The sequence below is a fragment of the Azospirillum sp. B4 genome (assembly GCF_000333275.1).
Classification (GTDB): domain Bacteria; phylum Pseudomonadota; class Alphaproteobacteria; order Azospirillales; family Azospirillaceae; genus Nitrospirillum.
In genome coordinates, this window is record NZ_BACU01000457.1 from 1 (window position 1) to 20,693 (window position 20,693).

15 protein-coding genes are annotated in these 20,693 nt (G+C 67.0%); 6 read left to right on the top strand and 9 right to left on the bottom strand.

Annotation, left to right across the window (positions count from 1 at the left end; translation table 11 throughout):
- A partial coding sequence (locus I55_RS37995; protein WP_211100317.1) for a hypothetical protein occupies positions 1–365 on the top strand: 365 nt, incomplete at its 5' end.
- A 43-nt stretch (positions 366–408) separates the two neighbouring features.
- Positions 409–2,454, top strand: coding sequence for a M1 family metallopeptidase (locus tag I55_RS19850; protein ID WP_083901269.1), 2,046 nt, complete (start codon positions 409–411; stop codon positions 2,452–2,454).
- Positions 2,455–2,500: 46 nt separating this feature from the next.
- On the opposite strand, the gene I55_RS19855 is transcribed toward I55_RS19850, so the two are convergent.
- Positions 2,501–4,207 (bottom strand): methyl-accepting chemotaxis protein, encoded by a 1,707-nt coding sequence (locus tag I55_RS19855; RefSeq protein WP_044562320.1) that lies wholly within the window; start codon positions 4,205–4,207, stop codon positions 2,501–2,503.
- Positions 4,208–4,976: 769 nt separating this feature from the next.
- Here I55_RS19855 and I55_RS33290 point away from each other — a divergent pair.
- Positions 4,977–5,360 carry a helix-turn-helix transcriptional regulator gene (locus tag I55_RS33290; RefSeq protein WP_159107243.1) on the top strand — a complete coding sequence of 128 codons (384 nt, stop codon included), beginning with the start codon at positions 4,977–4,979 and terminating at the stop codon, positions 5,358–5,360.
- A 143-nt stretch (positions 5,361–5,503) separates the two neighbouring features.
- Here the strand turns inward: I55_RS33290 and I55_RS19865 are convergent, their stop codons facing one another.
- From I55_RS19865 to I55_RS19875, 3 genes are all read right to left on the bottom strand, one after another.
- Positions 5,504–7,675, bottom strand: coding sequence for a multicopper oxidase family protein (locus tag I55_RS19865; RefSeq protein WP_083901270.1), 2,172 nt, complete (start codon positions 7,673–7,675; stop codon positions 5,504–5,506).
- Between the two features lie 76 nt (positions 7,676–7,751).
- Positions 7,752–8,219 carry a DUF1810 domain-containing protein gene (locus I55_RS19870; protein ID WP_044562321.1) on the bottom strand — a complete coding sequence of 156 codons (468 nt, stop codon included), beginning with the start codon at positions 8,217–8,219 and terminating at the stop codon, positions 7,752–7,754.
- Positions 8,220–8,360: 141 nt separating this feature from the next.
- On the bottom strand, positions 8,361–8,987 hold the full coding sequence (locus I55_RS19875; RefSeq protein WP_044562322.1) for an FMN-dependent NADH-azoreductase: 627 nt from the start codon (positions 8,985–8,987) through the stop codon (positions 8,361–8,363).
- Positions 8,988–9,162: 175 nt separating this feature from the next.
- On the opposite strand from I55_RS19875, the gene I55_RS19880 reads away from it, so the two are divergent.
- The 3 genes from I55_RS19880 to I55_RS19890 all read left to right on the top strand — a co-directional run bounded on the left by I55_RS19880 (position 9,163) and on the right by I55_RS19890 (position 14,943).
- The gene (locus I55_RS19880; RefSeq protein WP_044562338.1) at positions 9,163–10,119 is read left to right on the top strand and encodes a LysR substrate-binding domain-containing protein; all 957 of its coding nucleotides are present in this window, start codon (positions 9,163–9,165) and stop codon (positions 10,117–10,119) included.
- A gap of 218 nt (positions 10,120–10,337) precedes the next feature.
- Positions 10,338–11,960 carry a hypothetical protein gene (locus I55_RS19885; protein WP_148293853.1) on the top strand — a complete coding sequence of 541 codons (1,623 nt, stop codon included), beginning with the start codon at positions 10,338–10,340 and terminating at the stop codon, positions 11,958–11,960.
- 139 nt (positions 11,961–12,099) lie between these two features.
- Positions 12,100–14,943: an ATP-binding protein gene (locus I55_RS19890; RefSeq protein ID WP_044562324.1), complete on the top strand. Its 2,844-nt coding sequence runs from the start codon at positions 12,100–12,102 to the stop codon at positions 14,941–14,943.
- Positions 14,944–14,990: 47 nt separating this feature from the next.
- On the opposite strand, the gene I55_RS19895 is transcribed toward I55_RS19890, so the two are convergent.
- The 5 genes from I55_RS19895 to I55_RS33295 all read right to left on the bottom strand — a co-directional run bounded on the left by I55_RS19895 (position 14,991) and on the right by I55_RS33295 (position 20,661).
- Positions 14,991–15,587: a hypothetical protein gene (locus I55_RS19895; protein ID WP_148293854.1), complete on the bottom strand. Its 597-nt coding sequence runs from the start codon at positions 15,585–15,587 to the stop codon at positions 14,991–14,993.
- A 165-nt stretch (positions 15,588–15,752) separates the two neighbouring features.
- Positions 15,753–17,027, bottom strand: a complete 1,275-nt coding sequence (locus I55_RS19900) for a glycosyltransferase family 4 protein (RefSeq protein WP_044562326.1) — start codon at positions 17,025–17,027, stop codon at positions 15,753–15,755.
- On the bottom strand, positions 17,024–17,620 hold the full coding sequence (locus I55_RS19905; protein WP_044562327.1) for a methyltransferase domain-containing protein: 597 nt from the start codon (positions 17,618–17,620) through the stop codon (positions 17,024–17,026). The genes I55_RS19900 and I55_RS19905 overlap by 4 nt, the downstream gene beginning before the upstream one ends.
- A gap of 24 nt (positions 17,621–17,644) precedes the next feature.
- Complete coding sequence (locus tag I55_RS19910) at positions 17,645–19,387, bottom strand: glycosyltransferase (RefSeq protein WP_049974310.1); 1,743 nt, start codon at positions 19,385–19,387, stop codon at positions 17,645–17,647.
- Positions 19,384–20,661, bottom strand: a complete 1,278-nt coding sequence (locus tag I55_RS33295) for a hypothetical protein (RefSeq protein WP_049974311.1) — start codon at positions 20,659–20,661, stop codon at positions 19,384–19,386. Before I55_RS33295 ends, I55_RS19910 begins: the two co-directional genes overlap by 4 nt.
- Positions 20,662–20,693: the final 32 nt, after the last annotated feature.

The window sequence follows — 20,693 nt, forward strand, 5'->3', positions numbered from 1 at the left end:
GATTTGGCCAAGGCCGCCAGCTTCGCCTCCGTCTGCCAGGCGAACCGTTTCATGAAAGACCCAAGCATCAAGCCACTCCAACAGATATGGGCTCGCCCTTTCCAAAGTGGTTAAAGGAAACCGAAGGGTCGGCTTCACGAAATCCTGGCGACCAACCTGAAACGGCGGCGCGTGCGTCAGTCTTTGGATGGGGCATTGTCTGTGATGAACCTAGTGTGAATGTATATCTTTTGTCCAGTTCTGCTTTTGCATGCTTATGGAGCAAGAATTACTATTTTTGGTTAAGGATTCGCAAAGCGGGACTTTCCCTTCCGGCCGGAATCCTTCATGATGGCAATGGCTTAGGCACAAACGCCGGGGCCTGACGCACAGGTCTCATTCAAACTGACACTTGAGGTTCCATACCTGATGACGACGCCCTGGTTCCGCCGCGCCGCCCTGCCCGCCTTGGTCCTGGTTCTGATAGGGGGGGCCGGTCTGGCCCAGATGCGGAGCGGGGGCACGGCACGCCTGGAAAAGCCGACGGACGCCAATCCGGCACCAGCCACCCCCTACCGCCCGTTCGATGCCTTCGCCCCCCTGACCCTGCCGCAGGCGGTCAACCAGTACCGGTCGGGCAGCGGCCTGCCCGGACCCGCCTATTGGCAGAACCGGGCGGATTATGAGTTGACGGCCCGGCTGGACACGGCGCGGGCGGACGCCCCCTCCCTGACCGGCACCGCCGTCATCCGCTACACCAACAACAGTCCCGACGCGCTGGACCGGCTGTGGCTGCAGCTGGACCAGAACATCTACCGCAAGGGCGCGCGGGCCGCCGTGACCAGCGGGGGCGACCGGCCACGGCCCGGCAGCACCGATGGCTTCGTGATCAAGACGGTCACGGTCGACATGGGGGACGGCAACGCCACGGCCCTGCCCTTCCATGTCGACGACACCCGCATGTGGGTGGATTTGCCCAAGCCGCTGGCGGCCAGGGGCGGCAAGCTGGCCCTGCGCATCGACTACGGCTACACCATCCCCGGCACCTGGGGTGGGCGGACCGCCCACACGCCAACCAAGAACGGCGAGATTTATGAGATCGCGCAATGGTACCCGCGCATGGCGGTCTATGACGATCTGCGCGGCTGGGACACCCTGCCTTACCTGGGGTCGGAGTTCTATCTCGAGTATGGCGACTTCGACTACACCGTCACCGTGCCGGCCACCATGCTGGTCGCGGGGTCGGGGGAACTGGTGAACGGGGCGGAAGTGCTGACGCCCACCCAGTTGACGCGCCTGGACCAGGCGCGGACCAGTGACGCCACCGTCCTGATCCGCACCCCCGAGGAAGTGACCGACCCCAGGAGCCGCCCGCGCGGCGACGGTGAGATGACCTGGCATTTCCGCATGCGGAACACCCGCGACGTGGTCTTCGCGGCATCCGCCGCCTTCGTCTGGGACGCGGCGCGCGTGAACCTGCCGGAAGGCGGCCACGCGCTGGCCATGTCCGTCTATCCCGTGGAGGGCGTGGGATCGGACAAGTGGAACCGGTCGACGGAATATCTGAAGGCCTCCATCGAGCACTTCTCCGCGCAGTGGTTCCCCTATCCCTGGCCGGTGGCGGTGAACCTGGGTGGCCACGGCGCCGGCATGGAATATCCGGGCATGGTGTTCGACGGCTACAAGGACCAAGGCAAGGACCTGTACTGGATCACGGCGCATGAGATCGGCCACACGTGGTTCCCCATGATCGTGGGGTCGAACGAGCGGCGCGACGCCTGGATGGACGAGGGGTCCAACACCTTCATCGACATCTATGCCCAGGACGCCTTCAACCACGGCGAATACGCGCCCAAGCGCGATGGCGAATACGCGCCCGGCGGCGGCAACCCGGTGGATGAGATCCTGCCGCTGCTGACCGATGCCGCCGCGCCCAACATCATCAACGCCCCAGACGGCATGTCGGAGAAGTACCGCCACCCCGTCAGCTATTTCAAACCGGCGCTGGGCCTGGTGCTGCTGCGCGAGCAGGTGCTGGGGCCGGAGCGGTTCGACGCCGCCCTGCGCCGCTACATCCGCGCCTGGGCGTTCAAGCATCCCTCCCCGTCCGACTTCTTCCGCGCCATGGAATCCGGCGCGGGGGAAGACCTGACCTGGTTCTGGCGGGGCTGGTACTTCAACAACTGGGCGGCGGATTTCGCCGTGCGCAAGGTGGATTACGCCGACGGTGGCCCGGATAAGGGCGCCCTGGTCACCCTGGCGGTGCTGGACCGCCTGGTCCTGCCCGCCACGCTGCGGGTGGACTACGCCGACGGCAGCCAGCGCATGGTGCGCGTGCCGGTGGAAACCTGGCGGGGCAAGGCCGAGGCCACCATCCGCCTGGACGGCGGCCCCGCCATCCGCCGCGTCACCGTCGACCCCGACCACGTCCTGCCGGACCTGAACCGGGGCAACAACGTGTGGGAGATGAGGTAGCGGCCGATGCCGGGGCCGGCGCGGAACGCACCAGCCCCTATCCCGTTCAAGCCACCCGGATCCTGGCGATGAAGTCGTTGACCTGGGTGCGCAAGGTTTCGGAATCACGGCTGAGGGCGTTGGCCGCCTCCAGCACCTGGGTGGCGGACTGCCCCGCTTCCTCAGACGCCACGGTCACGCCCGAGATGCTGCGGGAAACGTCCTGGGTCCCCTTGGCCGCCTGATCCACGTTGCGGGCGATTTCCCGTGTGGCGGCGCTTTGCTCCTCCACCGCCGAGGAGATACCGGTGGCGATCTGGTTGATGTCGGTGATGACGGCGGCGATACCCTCGATGGCGTCCACCACCTGGCGGGTGGAGGTCTGCACGGCGGCCACCTGGGCGGCGATATCCTCGGTGGCGCGCGCCGTCTGGTTGGCCAGCGACTTGACCTCGCCCGCGACGACGGCGAAGCCGCGGCCGGCCTCGCCCGCGCGCGCGGCCTCGATGGTGGCGTTGAGCGCCAACAGGTTCGTCTGGCTGGCGATGTCATTGATCAGCCCGATCACCTGCCCGATGCGGTCCGCGGCCCCGGCCAGGCCCCTGATCTGGTCGTTGGCCTCGCGGGCCCGGTCCACGGCGGCCACCGAGATGCGCGCCGATTGACTGACCTGGCCGCTGATCTCACCGACCGAGGCGGACAACTGCTCGGCCGCCGTCGACACGGTCTGCACGTTCGCCGTCGTCTGGTCGGCGGCGGCGGCCACCGCCGTGGCCTGCCGGCTGGTTTCCTCGGAAATGGAGGACATGGCGGCGGCGGTGGAGGTCAATTCCACCGCGGCGGAGGATACGGAGTCCACCACGCCACCGACATTCGCGGTGAACAGGTCGGCCAGTTCGTTCATCGTCCGCTTCTTTTCTTCGGCGGCGCGCTGCTCCAACGCCTTGGCCTCGGCTTCCATACGGCGGTTGCGGATCAGATTATCCTTGAAGACCTGCATGGCCTCGGCGACCTCGCCCAGTTCGTCGCGGCGGCCGACGCCGAAGATCGCCTGGTCGACATCGCCGTCGGCCAGACGCCGCAAGCACGCGACCATGCGGCCTATGGGGCCGGCGATACCGACGTGGCCGATCAGCAGCCCCAAGCCAAGCCCGACGACGATACCCGCCAGCGACCCCACCACCATCACGGTCCGGGCGGTCGCCGCCATCTGCGAACCGGCGTGGGCGGTCCGCGTCCCCTGCTCGTCGAAATAGTCGGCCGCGGTCTTGACCGCCGCCTGTAGACGATCGGCGACGGGCCGGTTTTCCAGAACCGCCCGCATCACGTCCTTTTGAGCGTCGCCAAGGACGATGTCGCCCCCCCGCTCACGCGCCCGCGCGAACGTATGATCCATTCCCTTGAGATAATTGCGGTAGCCATCCTCGATATCCGCCAGCAACTGGCGCTCGCGTTCGCTGTCGGCGCGCGCGCGCAGGTCATCCAAGCCCTTCTCCAAAGCGGCGCGATCGGCCTGCACCCGTTTCGTGGCTTCGGCGACACTTGCGGCGCTGGCGTCCATGCCCACCCGGTATTCGGATCGGCTGAGGGCGATCAGCGCCTGGTTGATCCGGGCCGCCTTCAACGCCAGGCCATCAGCGATGTCGATTTCAACACCCGCCGCGCCAAGGCGCTGGACATTGCCATACCCGACGTAACCGAGGCTGGCGACCACCAAGGACAGAACGCCGACCAATGCCAGGATTTTGTATACGAGACGGATGTTATTGAGCATGGATATGCCACCCTCTGGTGAAACTATGGGGACTGGGGGAAAAGCCAGGGCGCCAACGGCGTTGGTTAGCCATCCACCGGCGGCGCTTGCGCGGCTGCCAGCGGGTCGCGCTATAATTTGTCGCGGAGAGGATCGGGCATGCGGCAGGCTTCGGCGGTAGGCTGCGGATATCCCGCGCCGCCCGAATCCATGCGCCCGGGAACCGAGCGTCGGGGTGTGAACGAAAAAGTCATGAGAAGTTCCAAGGAATCAACTCCCCCACCCCCACTTGCAGATAAGCCAGAACAAATTGCCGGCGATGAGCAATGAAGTGAGTGCACGTCGGTGTCGAATCCAATGACTGCCACCCGCAATCACTTGCGGAATTCAGATTTTTTTTACCCTGACAAACCAAACTGAAGCCATTTCAGGCCTGCATGAAGTCGGTCTATGGCATCCGTTGGGCTTATGTCCTTCCAAACGTGGGCAATGGCCTCGTCAGGAAGATCATATGTTTGTCCGTCCCAAGCCAGGGGGAGCCTGGCCGTGGTGAACGAACGACCCGGAGTAAGCTTTAATGCCCATCACGTTTACAGTCTTTTGGCTTCTTTGCAAACCGTTTTATGCCATGGAGGGAATATGCGGACCCGAAGACAGCTTTGGCTTCGGGTATCGCTCACCCCACCTTCCCGCATCGACCCGGCGACCCTGAGGCGGGACAGATGCCATGGCGCGACCGCTGAAGCCCCAGACGCCCCTTGCCGAACGGTTGATACAGGCCCGGGGCGCCATGCCCCGCGCCGAAGCGGCCGTGCGGCTGAATACGCATCCGGTCACGCTGGGCACCTATGAAAGGGGCGCGGCGCTACCAACCGCCGAAGTGCTGATCGCCATGCGGGAGGTTTACGCCATATCGTTGGACTGGTTGATTTCGGGGGTGGGCGAAATGCGTGGACCGGCCCTGCCGCCGGACCAGAATCGGCTGCCCGATCGCGGGCGGCTTCGCGCCCTGTTCCAGGCCTTCATCGACACGGTGGCCCGCCAGCCGGCGACGCTTCAGAAAAAGCCTGAGGAATTGGCCGACTGGTTGTTGCGGGGATATGACTGGATGGGCGGGCCTTCCCCCGACGACGGCAGCCCGCATCCGGTAAACACAACTAAAGAAGCCGATTGACTGCAATTATGCCATCTAAACAAGGCACCCGGATGGGACCTCGCCCGAGTCCCCCTTGAACGTGACGCCAAGAGCACGGAGGCGGCGGGAATAGGGACGGTTGTGATTCCAGCACCCGCAACCGTCCCTCACCGACCTGGTCCTTAGTCCGGGTGCGCCGGGGTGGCCGGCGCCGCCGACGGCGGCGGATGCCCCGGACCGCGGTTGCCGCTGGCCGGTGGGCCGCCGGCCGGTTCATGCATGTGGACATGGTGGGTGGGCACGGCCTGGTCCGCCGCCACCATCTGCACCAGTTCCATCATGCCCGTGTCCTCATGATTGGTGTTGTGGCAGTGCATGACCATCTCGCCGGTGTAGTCCAGCGCTTGGCTGAGGAATTGCACCACCTCGCCGTAGTTGTTGACCGAACCGGCGAGATTGGTGACCCCCTGCGGAAAGGCACAGTTGCCGCCGCCCATGGCCGGCGCGCAGTTGATCAGCACCGTGTCGCGCCAAACGGGAAAGGCGTAGTCCACCGTCCCGCGCTTGATCACCTGGAACGAGTTGGTGTGGATGTGGAACATGTGGGTGTCGGCGGCGCTCTGCACGCCCCACAGGTTCGTCTGGTTCAAGGCCAGGATGCGCTGCGGCCGTTCCGGGGTGAAAGGACGGCCATTGACCACCGAGGCGCCGCCGGTGGCGTTGGCATAGGTGCCGCTGGTGAACCCGAACACCACACCCTGGGTGGGCGATGACGGGGCGTCCGGCGTTCCCGCCAGATTGGCGGGCGTGTACAGCGCGTTCAGCTGGGCCTGCGTCGGCAGCGCCTGGTTGTACGTGCCGCTGCCTTGCACGACGGTGACCGTCAGGACCACGGTGCCACCCTGGTTCGGCTGGCACAGGCTGGCCATGGTGGGCTGCAGCACCGGTGGGTTGAAGGTGTCCGCCGCCGGGACGGTGCCGTTGGTCGAGACCAACTGGTAGCTGCCCGGCGCGGTGGGCGGCTGCATGGCCAGTCCGTTCGCACTCGCCGGCTGGATCAGCTGATAGCTGCCGGGCGTCGTTGGCGCCTGCATCATCAAGTCCAGCCGCTGGCCCGGCGCCAGCAGCAGCAGTTCGTTGTTGATCACGCCATTGCCGTCCGGCGCCTGCACCGGGGCCTTCAGGGCCAGGGGCGGCGCGGTGTTGTCGGTGACGGGGCGCTGGACGGGCACGCCGTCGGCCGCCAGCACGTAGGCGGTGGGCGCGCCGGTGGCGCCGCCGGTCGGCACCAGGCACATCGGCAGGACGCTGCCCACCGTCGCGTTGACGACGCGCCACAGCTGCACCTCGCCCGTCTGCATTGTGACGGTGGGGGACAGCTGGCCATTCACCGACAGCTGGCCGTTGACGTTGCTGATCGGCGTGGGCGCCGAGCCGCCGGGATAGGTGCAGGTGCTGCCGTTGGTGCCGTAGACGCCGGCGCAGGTGATCTGCAGCGGGGCGCCGGCCTTGGCGCCCTTGGGCGTGCCGGCCTGGATGCTCTGGAACACCATCACCTTTTCGGCGGCCTGCTGCACCGGCGTCAAGCTGTCGATCCCGTGCTGCGGATCCTGGATGATCAGCGCCCCGGCCTCACCGTTGGACAGCTGGAAAGCCACGGAGCCGTGCTTGTGCGTGTGATACCAGTAGGTGCCGGCGGCGTGGGCGGCGGGGATCTGGATGGAGTAGCCGAACAGCACCTGCTGGCACATACCCGCACCCATCTCGCTGGTGCAGCCGTCGATGACCGCCTGCGGCGTGCCGAGGGGATAAAGGCTGAGCAGCACGTTGTCGGAATTGCCGCTGGGGCTGACGTGCAGACCGTGGGTGTGCAGGTTGACCACGTCCAGACCATGCGGCACATCGTTGGACATATAGCCGTCGCCCTGGTTGACGTCATAGGTCAACAGGTTGCCCATCAGGATGTTGAGCGTGGTGCCCGGTTGCGCCCGGATGGTCGGTCCCACCAGCAGCTCGTTGGGCGCGATGGCCGGCGACACCTTTGCCTTCTTGGTCGGTGCCGCCACCTTGCCGGTCTTGCGGGCGGTTTCCAGCATCTGTTTGGCCGCCGCGGCGCCGCCCGGGTCGGCGAAATTCAGAAAGCCATTGGCCTGCACCGTCAGGCTGGCGCCACCGCCGTTGGGCACGGTGTAGGTTTGCGACTGCATCACCAGCAGGTCGGTGCCGCCCACCTGGCCTACCGTCGGCGGCATCACCAGTTCACTGGCGCTTTGCGCCTGTGCGGTGCCGCTGGTCACCAGCCCGGCCGCCACCACGGCCGCCGGGCCAACAAGACCCTTCGGGAAAAAAGACATGCGTGTTACCCCCGGATACGTTTCCCCGGGAGAACATTACGCCACATACGCGCGCCTTATCCAGATCGGACACTACCTATGCAGGCAATTTTCCCATCCCGCCGACGAGCGCCAGGGTCCGTGGATCGGGCAGGCCGCCGAAATACTTGTCCAGCGCGTCCTGGAACAGACTGTCGCGGTTGCCCGCCGCCAGATGGAACAGGGTCATGGACGAGTGGAATTTCAGGGCGTCCACCGGGCCGAACACGGCCGCCGCGTCATCGCCCGGCAGCTCATTGACCAGGGCCGTCAGCTGACGCAGACGGGCGCCCAGGATGGTGTGCTCCAGATAGGCCCGCGCTTCGTCCAGCGAGGCCAGCGCATACTGTTGCGACGTCGCACTTCGCCCCAATCCCGCGATCTGGGGGAAGAAGTACCACATCCAATGGCTGCGCTTGTGCCCGGCGGTCAGCTCCCGCGTCACCGTTTCCAGCTGGGGGTTCTGGGCATCGACGAAGCGCCGCAGGTCCGGGGGCAGGTCGTCGTGGCGGCTGTCGGGATACATCGCAAGGCTCCCTTGTCATGGTGCGCCCGGACGGCAGTGTAACCGATCGGGCACGGCAAAACCGGCGCCCCTACGTATCAGGGACGCCGGCCTTACCAACCGCCAACAGGGGAAGTTTGTTCAGCCTCAGGCAGCCGGGCCTTAAGCGGCCTGGGCCAGGAACAGGCCGCCGATTTGGGCGTTGGCTGCCTCCAGGGCGCCGGTCTTGGACTCCGGCCCCATGGCCACGCCCTCGGCCCGCACGATGGTGACGTCGGTCAGGCCCAGGAAGCCAAGGAAGGCCTTCAGATAGGCCTCCTGATGGTCCATCGCCGCCTCATACGGCGTGCCGGCGTACTTGCCACCACGGGAAGAGACGACGACGACCTTGCGGCCGCCGGCCAGACCCTGGGGGCCGGCTTCGGTGTAGCGGAAGGTGCGGCCGGGCTGGGCCAGGCGGTCCAGATAGGCCTTCAGCTGGCTGGGGACGGAGAAGTTGTACATGGGCGCGCCGATGACGACGACGTCCGCCACCAGCAGCTCATCCACCAGGGTGTCGACCAGGACGCGCTCGGCCTGCTGCGCCGGGGTCAGATCCTGGTCGGCGCCGAACTTGGCGACGGCCAGCAATTCCGCGTCCAGGTGCGCGGGGGCCACGGCGGCCACGTCACGGTAGACGACCTCGCCGGACGGATTGGCCTGCTGCCAGGCCTGGACCACGGCGGCGGTCAGCTGGCGGGAGACGGAGGCCTGGGCCAGGGGGCTGGAGTCGATGTGCAGGAGCTTCATGATCGGTGCTTTCGTTCCAAAGGTGGGCGGGCCGGGATGTGCGGGCAAGCCGCCGAAGACCCCTGGAGATTGCCATTGGAACGCCCTTGCCATCAGGGGGCAGATTTCACACTCTATGTTCCATGATTGGAACAATACCCCCCGGCGTCAACCCAGGGGTGACCGGGACCGGACCATGCGCGACCTGAACGATCTCTACTACTTCGCCCAGGTGGTGGAGCATGGCGGCTTCGCCGCGGCGGAGCGGGCGCTGGGAGTGCCCAAATCCACCCTCAGCCGCCGCGTCTCGATGCTAGAGGATGCGCTGGGCGTGCGCCTGTTGCAGCGGTCCACCCGCCGTTTCGCCGTGACCGACGTGGGCCGCACCTATCACGCCCATTGCCTGGCCATGATCGCGGAGGCCGAGGCGGCGCAGGAAGCGGTGGACCGCACCCGGGCGGAACCGCAGGGCACGGTACGGGTCAGCTGCCCCACCGCCCTGGTATTGACCCGGGTGGGACCGGTCGTCACCCGGTACATGACCCAGTATCCCCGCGTGACCATCCGGCTGGAGGCCAGCAACCGCCGGGTGGATGTCATCGAAGAAGGCTATGATCTGGCCATCCGCGTGCGCATGCCGCCGCTGGAAGACAGCGACCTCATCGTCAAGGTCCTGGAAAGCCACGGATCCGCCCTGGTGGCCAGCCCGGCGTTCCTGGACCGCCATGGCCGCCCGGAAACGCCGGAGGCGCTGGGCGCCCTCGCCGGAGTCGACATGCCCCGCACCGGCGGCGACTATGTCTGGCGATTGTACGGGCCGGATGGCGTGCTGCGCACGGTCGCCCACCAGCCACGCCTGATCACGGAGGACATGGGTCTGCTGCGCGACGCCGCGCTCGCGGGGGTGGGTGTCGCCCAACTACCCCACTTCATCATCGACAATTATCTCGCCCAAGGATCGCTGGAGGCGCTGCTGCCCGGCTGGACCCTGCCGGCAGGCGTGGTGCACGCCGTCTTCCCGTCCCGCCGGGGTCTGGTGCCGGCGGTGCGTGGCTTCATCGACGCCCTGGCGGCGGAATTCGCCGAACGTCCCACGACCCCATGCCCGGCCAATCCCGCGTTCATCGGCCGGGGACCGGCGCTGGGCCTGTAACGCGCGGTGTGACGTGAACCATGCCGCGCGTGGCCGGAAGGCCACCACCGTCGCACAACTGCAACCGTTTCCCCGATTGCCCTTGACAGACAGGCCCACCGCCCCGGCTATTGATAGGTGTCGGGACATAAGCCTAAGAATTACGGGGACCTTTCGGTTTGGGGGAACCATCCACCCTGCCTGGCCTGCTTGGCGTCCGGCACCGTGGTGCGCGGCTGATGGCGCGTGTGCGCGACGCCGTGGGGCCACAGTCGCCGTCAGCCTGGCTGGCCATCGCCGGCGCCCTGGTCCTGATGCTGTGGCCGGCCTTGTTGAACGGCTTCCCCATCGTCTTTTTCGACACCGGCGGCTATATCGAGGCGGCGGCCCTGCACAGGCTGGTGGAGGGCCGGTCCCTGGCCTATGGCCTGTTCCTGCAGGCGACGTCGCTGGACTGGCGCACCCTGTGGGGGCCGGTGGTGGCGCAGTCCGCCCTGACCCTGTGGCTGCTGCGCCTGGTGCGTGGCGGCCTGGCGCCCAGTGTGCTCCATCGCTGGCCCGCCACGCTGGCGTTGGTGCTGTTTCTGTCACTGGGCACCGGCATGGCCTGGTATACCGCGCAGCTGATGCCCGACCTGACCGTCCCTTGGGTGGTGGCGACCCTATGGCTGCTGGCCTTCCGCTGGCCCTGGTTGCCCTGGCCAACCCGGCTGGGCGTGGGGGCGTTGGGCCTGTTCAGCCTGTTGTCGCACATGTCCGGCATGGCGCTGGGCATGGGCCTGGTCGGCTTCCTGGTCGTGATGAAGGCCGCGGGGAGCATCGCCCGGCCCCGATCATGGCGGGCCCTGCGCCTGCTGCCCCCGGCGGCGATGGTGGCCGGCGGCGTGCTGGCCTTGCCCCTGCTGAACGGCGCGGTCACCGGCGAAGCCCGGCTGACGCCCGGCGGCCCCATGTTCCTGTTCGGCAGCCTTCTGCAACAGGGTCATGTGCGCCAACTGCTGGAGGAACGGTGCGCGGACGACCCGCACGCCTACGCCCTATGCCGCCACCGCCATCACCTGCCCACCACCGCGGATGAATTCCTGTGGAGCGAGGAGTCCCCGCTGGTCGCCCTGGGCGGCTGGCAGGCCATGACGGCGGAGGCCGCGCGGGTGAACGCCGCCATCATGCGACGTTACCCCCTGGCCCTGGCCGGGACGTCGCTGCAAGCGGGGGTGGAGCAGTTCTTCCGCGTGCAGACGGGCGACGGGCTGGACGAATACCACGGCAGCACGCGGGAGATGGTCCACCAGTTCCTGCCGGGCCTGGAATCCGCCTATCTGAAGGCCGACCAGCAGAACGACGGGCCGACACCGGGCATGGCGGATCTGTTCAACTATCTGACGGTCCCCCTGGCCTATATCGCGCTGGCGGCGCTGGCCGCCTTGATCCCCCAAGCGGTAAGGCAACGCGACGGCGCGGCCCTGGGCGCCCTTCTCTTCCTGCTGGCGGCGTTGGCCGGCAACGCGCTGATCTGCGGCGCCTTGTCCAACCCGCACGACCGCTACCAGAACCGCCTGGTCTGGCTGGCGCCCCTGTTCGCCCTGGCCGTCAACAGCCGCCTGCGCGCCGGAGCGGGCGTTGAAGAGGACGCGGAACCAACCGTCCGCGTGCCCGCCCTCGTGGCTCTAGCGCTACCCGGGGCCAACGCCCCGCCGCGCCGCCGCTGGCCCCGCATCGCCCGGCCCCGTACCGCCCGGCCGCGCCCCCTGGATGTGACGGGGCTGGGACGGGCGGCTGCCCCCCCCACCGATGATCTGACCGCTTCCCCCTTGGCCGCATTGACTTTGGCGCCCGAACAGCCGCCGGCATCGCAACCCTGACCTTCTTGGTAAGGCGCAAATCCCCAGGGGTTGCGCTACGCTTTTCCCGCCGCCGTACCAAGCGCGCCACCAGGCCTGTTCCCTTTTTCATGCCTTCATCCCCCGGCCCTGAGGGTGAATGTCAACAACGGACCCGCGGATGATCCGCTTCTCCCTTCCCATGCGCCTGCTGCTGGCCATCCTGCCGGCCACCGGCCTCATGTTGGGGGGAATGATCGCGGTGACGGTGCACCTGAGCCAGCAGGTGGTGGAACGATTCATGAACGACTATTGCCGCGACACCGCCCAGAGGGAGGCGCAACCCATTGGCGCCAGCATCCGGGAAGAGATCACCATCGCAGAAGGTGCGGCCCGCAGGGTTTCCAACCCGGCGGCTACCCGCGAACAAGAGGGCCGGGCGCCTACCCTGGCGCACCGTCTCCAGATCACCGAATACATACACCAGGCGGAGACCGTGCATCCGGAGGCCGTGGGCGTCTGGTTCTATGCCGAGCCGGACACCCTGGGCCCGGACGCCGACGCCCTGGCGGCCAAGGACTTCCAGGTTGGCATGCCGGGCACCGGGCGCTATGCCCTGTTCGCCACCAGCCAGGAAGGCACGGTGCGGCTGCAATCCCCACCCGACGACTTCGCGGCCCAGGACTATTACGCCCGGGCCCTGCGCAGCCACCGCCTGACCATCCTGCCGCCGCACATCTTCCCCATCCAGGGCGTTCCCACCGTCCTGGTTTCCCACGCCATGCCCGCCATGGTGGGTGACCGCATCATCGGGGTGGCGGGGGTCGATCTGGACCAGCGCGTTCGCGCCCGGGTCTATGAAGGGCGCCGCCCGTTCGGCGCCCCCATCGCCATCATCAACACCTATGGGGTCTGGGGCTATCATCCCGATCCCACCCTGCTGGCCAGCGCCGCCACCATCGGCGAGGGGCCCAACTACCAGTTCTCGCCGGCAGAAAGGGTGTACATCGACCAGGCCCAACCCTACAGCCTGGAACGGACCTTGGCCGACGGGTCGCGAATGCGCCGCTTCACCTGGCCGGTGGATCTGTTTCCCGGGGAAGGGCGGCGCCTGCTGGTCATGGACGTGCCGCTCGACCGACTGGCACGGCCCTTCGCCGGCATCCGCACCGCCATCCTGATGGCGGGCGTCCTGTGCGCCCTGCTGCTGACGGGCCTGATGGTCCTGGCCGTACGCCTGATCGTGGCCAAGCCCCTGCTGCGCCTGCAGGAGGGGGTGGAGAACCTGAACCAGGGCGACTACGCCCAGGCACTGTCCGACCAGGACAGCCCGGACGTCATCGGCGATCTGGCGCGGGGGTTGGAGAATTTCCGCCAGACCCTGGTGGAGCGGGACCGGCTGCGCGTGGACCTGCAACGCGTGGCCGCCTGCATCGCCCTGGCGCACGACGCCATCTTCATGATGAACCGGGATTACGGCGTGCTGTACGCCAACGGCCAGGCGCTGAACCTGCTGGGCGTCACCGACGCGAATGATCTGCTGGGCCGGCGGATTTCCCAGTTCGTCACGCCGGAAACGGCGGCCGCCCTGGCCGGGGCCCGCTTCCAGATCACTGACGGCCTGGCCCGACGGGGCATGTGGACCGGCGTACTGGACAATTGGGCCACCCTGTCCGGCCATCGGGTGGAGGCGGTGGAATTCACGGCCAGCAACGATGCCAGCGGCGACATCCTGGTGGTGGCCCGCGACGTGTCGGAACGGGACCGGGCGGAGCGGGAGCGCCAGGTGTTGCAGCGCCAGATCCTGCAGCAGGACAAGATGGAAACCGTGGGACGTCTGGCTGGCGGCGTCGCGCACGACTTCAACAACCTGCTGGGCGCCATGCTGGGGTACGCCGAGTTCCTGTTGGCCGACCTGCCGGCGGACTCTCCGGCGCGCGGCTATGCTGAACGCATCGTGGCTGTCGGCGCCCGGGCCAAGGAACTGGTGCGACAAATCCTGGGCTTCGCCCGCACCGACGCCGGGGTGCAGGAGGTGGTGCCGGCCCGTGCCATCGTTGAGGACGCGCAGGTGGTCCTGCGCTCCACCGTGCCGGCGACCACCCGCCTGACCTGCACGACGGAAGAGGGGCTGCCACGGCTGCGCGCCAACAAGACACAGATGATGCAGGTGCTGATGAACCTGGTCATCAACGCCCACGACGCCCGCCGGGGAGAGTCCGGGGACATCACCATCCGTCTGAACCGCGGCCCCCTGCCCTTCACCTTCCCTGCGGACTGGACGGTGCTGGACATCCTGCCGACACCGGCGGACCGCCCCCATGTGGTGCTGGAGGTAACCGACCAGGGCACCGGCCTATCCCCCGACCACCTGGCCCGCATGTTCGAACCGTTCTTCACCACCAAGGGTCAGGACAAGGGCACCGGCCTGGGGCTGGCCAACGTCCATAGCATCGTCAAGGCCCACGGCGGCGGCTTGGCCGTCGCCAGCCGCCTGGACACGGGCACGGTCATCCGCATCACCCTGCCCTGCCTGGCGGAGCCTGGCGTGCCGAATGAGCCCCCCGCCACCGCCACGCCAGCCGCCACCACGCCAGTCGGGGCGGCACCGGGCCACACCGCCCCGGCCACCACTGGCCGCCTGCGGGTGATGGTGGTGGATGACACAGAAGCGATGGGCGACCTGCTGGAAGAGGGACTGTCACGACGCGGGCACGACGTCACCGTCAGCAACGATCCCGGGGCCGCGCTGGCGCTGCTGGCGGACAAGACCCAGGGCTATCACGCGCTGATCACCGACCAGACCATGCCGGGCATGACGGGGCTCAGCCTGATCCACGCCGCCAAGGGCCAGAATCCCCAATTGATCTGCATGCTGTGCACTGGCCACAGCGCGGCGGTGGACGAGGCGACCGCGCGGGCTGGCGGTGCGGACGCCTTTTTCACCAAGCCGCTGTCGGTGAAGGCGCTGCTGGACCGGCTGGATGCCCTTTACGATAAGGGGACGGACTGGTGCTTAGAGTGAGGCGATCCCGTCTGAACCGGTCGCAATCCGGGCGGTGATCGGGGCCCTCACGGACGCGTGCGGTTGAGGAACCAGCTTTCCATGGTGCCGCGGTCGCTCCAGCGGCCGTAGCCGTAAGGCGACCCATAGCCATAACCGTAAGGCCGGTCGTAGCCATAGGCGTAGCCGTCCACGCCATCCGGCCCACCAATCCAGGCGCCATTGCGGGGATGGCCCGAGACGTTGCCCTGCGACACCGAGAGTGAAAAGCCGATGCCCGTGTCCTCGCAGGGGCGGAAGGGATTGCCGTCCTGACCGTAGTTCAAGGTGGCGCCCACACCCCGCTCCACCATGCCGCCGCCGAACCCCATGCCCATGGTGACGCTGCCGCCGGCGCGGCACTTGCTGTCCTTGGAGACCCAGCCATCATCTTCCGGTGGCCGGGCGGCCACGATGCCATCGTCCCGGTCATTGGCCGCCGTCGCGACACCGGGCCCGTCCAACATGGGCGGCCGCACAGGTCCCTCGTTCGCCACCCCACCCGTCGTCTGCTCCGCTGAGGCCGCCTGGTCTGCGGCGCGCGCCAACCCGGGGGCGCCGGCGGCGAGGACGGCCGTCAGCAGCAGCGCGGTCAGCAGGGGCTTGGTGGGGCGGGCGATGGGCATGATGCTGAACTCCAAAGGCGGCGCGGGCCGGCGCGCCGCCCCAAATCCGGACGGAACATGTTCCAATATGGGACCGACTTAGCCAGTTTCCACGCGCTTCCTGACAGAAGCCTGTCGGTGGCGGTCCCGGGCGCCGATTCCTTACGGCGTGGGGGTTTCGCACCCTTACCCCTTGGGGGCGCGGCGGGATGGCAACCGGCCGTCCGCCAAGTCCTCGATCAGGCGCATCTGTTGGGGCAGGCAGACGGATTCCAGGTCATAGCGGCCGATGATGGTTTCCCGCGCGCGACCGCGCAGGCGTGCCAGCCTGTCGGGGTTCTCCAGGGCCGCCGCCACGGTGGCGGCCAGTCCCTCGGCGGAAAAGAAATCGACCAGCAAGCCGTTGCGTCCGTCACGGACCACCTCGCGCACGGGCGGCGTATTCGACGCCACCACCAGGCATCCGGCGGCCATGGCCTCCATCAGGGACCAGGACAGCACGAAGGGATAAGTCAGGTAGACATGCACGGCCGACACCTGCAGGGCCGCCAGGAAGGTGCCATAGGGCACCTTCCCCAGGAAGTGGACGCGCGACAGGTCCAGCCTATCCCCCACCTCCGCCAGGTATTGGGCACGGTAATGGGGGTGTTCCTTCGGGCGCGTCCCGTAACTGACGTCATCACCCCCGATGATGACCACATGCGCCTGCGGTCGACGGCGCAACAGATCCGGCAGGGCCCGCATGAAGGTGTGGAACCCCCGGTACGGTTCCAGGTTGCGGTTGACGAAGGTGATCACCTCGTCGCCCGGCCGGAAGGTCAAGGGCTCGGCCGCCCCTTCCGGCCGCACCGTCAATTGGGCCGCCGGATCGGGCCGCACCAGTCGGGTGTCGACCCCGTCGTGCACCGTGGTGACGCGGGGAAGGAAATCGGCCGGTAGTTGCCGTGCCTGCCATTGGGTGGGGGTCACGCCCCAGTCCATGGCCTGCAGGCCATGCAACAGGACGGTGTTCTTGATGCGGATGCGGAAGATATCGTCCAGACTGCTGGGGAATTCAGGGTCGAAGCCGACATCGCTTCCCCGCGTGTTGTAATAGAACTCCAGATAGGCCAGCAGCTTGGCCTTGGGGAACACGTCCTTCAGGAACAAGGCCTCGCCCCATCCCGGGTGGGCGCAAATGACATCGGGAACGAACCCCATCCGATTCAATTCCATGGCAGCGCGCAGCACGGACTGCCCCCGCCGCACCGCGGCCTCGAACCCCGTCAGGTAATGATGGATACCCCTGGTGGCGCCCGCTGGTGTGGGATAACTCATCACCGTCAGGTTAGGCGGCGCGTCCTGGGGCCGGACATTGCCCTTGTCCCCCAGACAAGTCACCTGATGCCCCGCCGCCGCCATGCGCGCCGCCAGATGCCGGTACTGCCCAGGAAAGTTCTGATGGACGAACAGCAGCTTCATGTCGCATCCGCGACAGTACCGGCAGGTGGGGTGACATAGGCGATGGCCCAGAGACTGTAGGTCTCATCCCTGGTGACCTTCACATGGCCGAACCCGGCGGCCAGCAGCGCCTTGCCCAGGGTTTGGGCGGTGAAGCCCGTCCGGTGGGCCATGTGCACGTTGCCCTGGGCTATGGAGCTGCGCAGGCCGAAGATCATGTCCAGGGGTGTGACGGGCCCAGCCGGGGAAAGATAAGCCGCTTCCTCGACCTTGTCTTCCGCCACCAGGCGGGCGACGGCCTGTAAATCCGGCAGGGTGAGCAGGGCGAAGCCGTCCGGCGTCAGGACCCGACGGAACTCCGCCAGAGCGATTGGCACCTCATGCGCATAGAGATGCTCGATGTTGTGCGAGGACCAGATGGCGTCGACGCTGCCGTCCGCCACCATGGACAGGTTGGTGATGGAGGCGACGATATCCGGCTGCACCTGCGGATCGATGTCCAGACGCACCTCCCGCCACTCGCTGCTGTGGAACAGGCTGTGTAGTTTCTCCGGTCGGCGGACGCCACATCCGACATGCAGCACAGTGCGGGAAACAGGGGGGTCAAAAGCCATATGAATTTCCAAACCAACCAACGCCTATGCCATCGGGGCCACGCAACCGGCGCCGGATGACGGTACTATCCCCTGACGACGTCCCAATTCCAACAGGGCATCGTTGACCTGCGGCACGGCCATTCCCAAGGGAAGCAGCAGACCGCTGCCGTAGGCCCGCAACCGTTCCGCTGGCGCCCCCAGGTCGAAAGCCGCGACCCTCAAGCCGGCGGCCAGCATTTCCGTAAGGGTATAGGACCATGTCTCCGGCCAGATGGACGGAAGAAAGCCCAGGTGGCACCCGTTGAGCCGGATCAACTCCCCGGCTTCATCCGCGTCGTAGCGGCCAGTGATAAGAATTCGCCCGGTCGCCAGCAGGCTCCCGTCGTCCTTGCTATAGCCCACCAGGCAAAATTCCACGGGAAGGTTCCGGGACGCCGCATCAAGGGCGCACCCCAGCAGAACATCGTAGCCTTTGGGCTCACCCATGGCGCCAACGACGGCGACGCGCAAGCGCGACGGGTTGGCCGCCGCCAGTGGCGCGGCGGGTGGTATTGGGATGTCCGGATGGGGTTGAACCACCATCCTGGCGCCGGGAGCATAAACCGCCAGGCGGCGGGCCGCGTCATGGCTTGGACAAATCACCTGGGCGGCTCCTGCCAGAAAGCCCGCCATCGACTGCCGCCACATCGCCACGGACAACCCGGGCCGCAGTTCGTGTCCATTGGCCTGGATACATTCCTCACACACGGTCACGGCCGGCTCACCACAATAACGCCCACCGCCATCCACCAGATTGATGCGCGGGCATATCCAGATGTAATCGTGGATATGGACGTCGTATCGCCACCGGCCCGCCAATGTCGCGAGCAGACCATCGGTGGTCTTGAGCACATGATGCACGATCATGCGCTCCACACCCAGGCCCTGCAGATCGCGCATCAGCTGGGGCAGATCCGCCATCGCATCGTAAACCATGGACCGCAAGTGGGGGGCATCCGGAAGCTCAAGCCGGACCCGGGGAGTCTCCGGGGGCCCCTCCGCCCGCAGCAGGAGCACGCCCGTACCGTCAGCCCGCAGGGTGGTTACCTGGCCTTCGACAAAACGATCGGTGCCTCCGCCCAGTACAGGGCATACGATCAGGCAAGGATATGAGCCCAGTGCGCGCGCCCAGGCCAAGTCCAGGGCACGCCGATGAGGGGCCATGGGATCCGCCGCGATGAAGGCGTGAACCGCCGGCTGGTAATCGGGGTGGCGGCGATCCAATGCCGCCAATGCCGCCCCGATCCGGGCGGCCTTCTCGGCGCCGAACGAGGACCCGCCGACATGTCCCACGAAGGTGTTCAGGGCGGCGACGTTGCGCCAGCCGCGTCCCCGCGCGCGCCAGCAAAAATCATTTTCTTCGCCATAGCCCTGGCCAAACGTTTCGGCTTCGAAATAACCAACCGCGTCCAAGCAGTCGCGGCGGATATAGAAGCAAAATCCGACGCCCGTGGGCAGGTCGACCACGTCATCGGGCGCAGAGACGGCGGCGGCCAAGCCGTCCAGGAAAGGGACGGACACGTCGGCCAGCGGCGTTCCCTCGCTGGGATAGCTCAGAATGGTGGCATCGTTGGATAGGGGCGTGACCGTGCCGATGTCGTCGGCGCTGTAGGCGACGGCCGCGATGCGCCGCAGCCAGTCGCCGTGAACCAGGGTATCGGCGTTCAACAGGACGACATCGCGGTCCACATGCAGCGCCATACCGCGGTTGACCGTCCGCACGAAGCCGAGATTGCCGGGATTCACAGCACCGTGGCCCAGCCTTGGGTGGCGACCTCGTCCATCAGCTTGGCAACGGCGGCGTCCGCCGGTCCATCGGCGATGATGACGACCTCTGTCGGAACCCCCTGCCCCGCCCGGTTCGGGTGTGGGGTCAGGCTGTCGCGCAACGCGGCGAGACAGGCCCGCGTCACCTCGGCATCGCCATAAACCGGGACAATGATGTCAACGGTCCGGTCCCGTGGCGACTGCCTGACCACATCCTGGTGCGGCGCGGAGCACGCCTCCTCGGAACGCACCGTTCCACATTCCCAGTAGGCCGGCTCACCCGTCACGGAAAAGGTGGATCGCACGTCGGACAACGGCATGTCCACGTCCTGCGACGGCACAGCCCCCCCGTCCTTGGCCGCGGGCCTGAACACAAGACGTTTTGACCAGCCGCGCCGGTCGGCAAGATCGAGGGTGACAGGACGCCGTGGGTGGGCCAAATCCCGCGCATGCACCAGCCACCGCGCCATGGCGGTTCCAGCCCCCGCCGGCGCACGCACAAAGCTGGCGACCAGGCGGGGCGGTCGGGTGTCAGCGGCAGGAACCGGTGACCCAACCGCCGGTACACCATTCACTGTGACCTGAAAATCGGCCCGTCCGGCCAATGCCGACGGAATGGCGAAGGCGAAGGCGAAGACCGGAGCGTCACCCCCCACGCCACCGGCTTCGTCATATGCGGCGCGGCCCAAGGTCAGGCCGTTCCACGTCAGTTCGGCCACCGCACCGGACCGTGGTGCGGCATACCCTTCGAGACGACCGCCCCGGGGAAATACCACGGCGTGAAGCGCGCCTCTCACCACCAAGCCGAGCAAGGCCTGCAAACAGCCCTCATGCGTGTCGGCATTCCAGGACAAGGCTGGCACGATCTGGGATAGCATTTCCCCCGAAGGCGAGGGGGTGATCAGTTGCGTGGCCTGAAGAAGCCCTAATGCCGCCAAGGGATGAACGGGATCGCCATCCAGCGCATTTTTAAACAGCCGTACCGCCGCTTCCACCCGCCGCTGCGCCAGGGCGACAATTCCTTCCAGAACGATATCGTCGTTCAGCGGGGACTTGGTCATCCGGACCAGTTGTCGCGCGTAGAGGCTGGCATCCTGCAGCCGGCCACAGCCTAGCGCGGCATGCACCAATTTCCGCAGCACGGACATACGTCCGTCTGTCGTGAACAATTCCGGGTGGGAAAGCGCAGTCAGCCCTAAAGCCTGGGCAGCCTCATGGTCTTTGCGCGCCAGCGCCGCATCAATGTCGGCCAAATGCCTCGTTTGATCTGAGGATGAGGGGCTGG

Bases quoted from the DNA above. Each gene is read 5' to 3' on its own strand.
- I55_RS19900 (WP_044562326.1), bottom strand. From the start codon at position 17,027: ATGAAGCTGCTGTTCGTCCATCAGAACTTTCCTGGGCAGTACCGGCAT.
- I55_RS33290 (WP_159107243.1), top strand. From the start codon at position 4,977: ATGCCCCGCGCCGAAGCGGCCGTGCGGCTGAATACGCATCCGGTCACG.
- I55_RS19895 (WP_148293854.1), bottom strand. From the start codon at position 15,587: ATGCCCATCGCCCGCCCCACCAAGCCCCTGCTGACCGCGCTGCTGCTG.
- I55_RS19885 (WP_148293853.1), top strand. From the start codon at position 10,338: ATGGCGCGTGTGCGCGACGCCGTGGGGCCACAGTCGCCGTCAGCCTGG.
- I55_RS19870 (WP_044562321.1), bottom strand. From the start codon at position 8,219: ATGTATCCCGACAGCCGCCACGACGACCTGCCCCCGGACCTGCGGCGC.
- I55_RS19855 (WP_044562320.1), bottom strand. From the start codon at position 4,207: ATGCTCAATAACATCCGTCTCGTATACAAAATCCTGGCATTGGTCGGC.
- I55_RS19875 (WP_044562322.1), bottom strand. From the start codon at position 8,987: ATGAAGCTCCTGCACATCGACTCCAGCCCCCTGGCCCAGGCCTCCGTC.
- I55_RS19865 (WP_083901270.1), bottom strand. From the start codon at position 7,675: ATGTCTTTTTTCCCGAAGGGTCTTGTTGGCCCGGCGGCCGTGGTGGCG.
- I55_RS19890 (WP_044562324.1), top strand. From the start codon at position 12,100: ATGATCCGCTTCTCCCTTCCCATGCGCCTGCTGCTGGCCATCCTGCCG.
- I55_RS19905 (WP_044562327.1), bottom strand. From the start codon at position 17,620: ATGGCTTTTGACCCCCCTGTTTCCCGCACTGTGCTGCATGTCGGATGT.
- I55_RS19880 (WP_044562338.1), top strand. From the start codon at position 9,163: ATGCGCGACCTGAACGATCTCTACTACTTCGCCCAGGTGGTGGAGCAT.
- I55_RS19850 (WP_083901269.1), top strand. From the start codon at position 409: ATGACGACGCCCTGGTTCCGCCGCGCCGCCCTGCCCGCCTTGGTCCTG.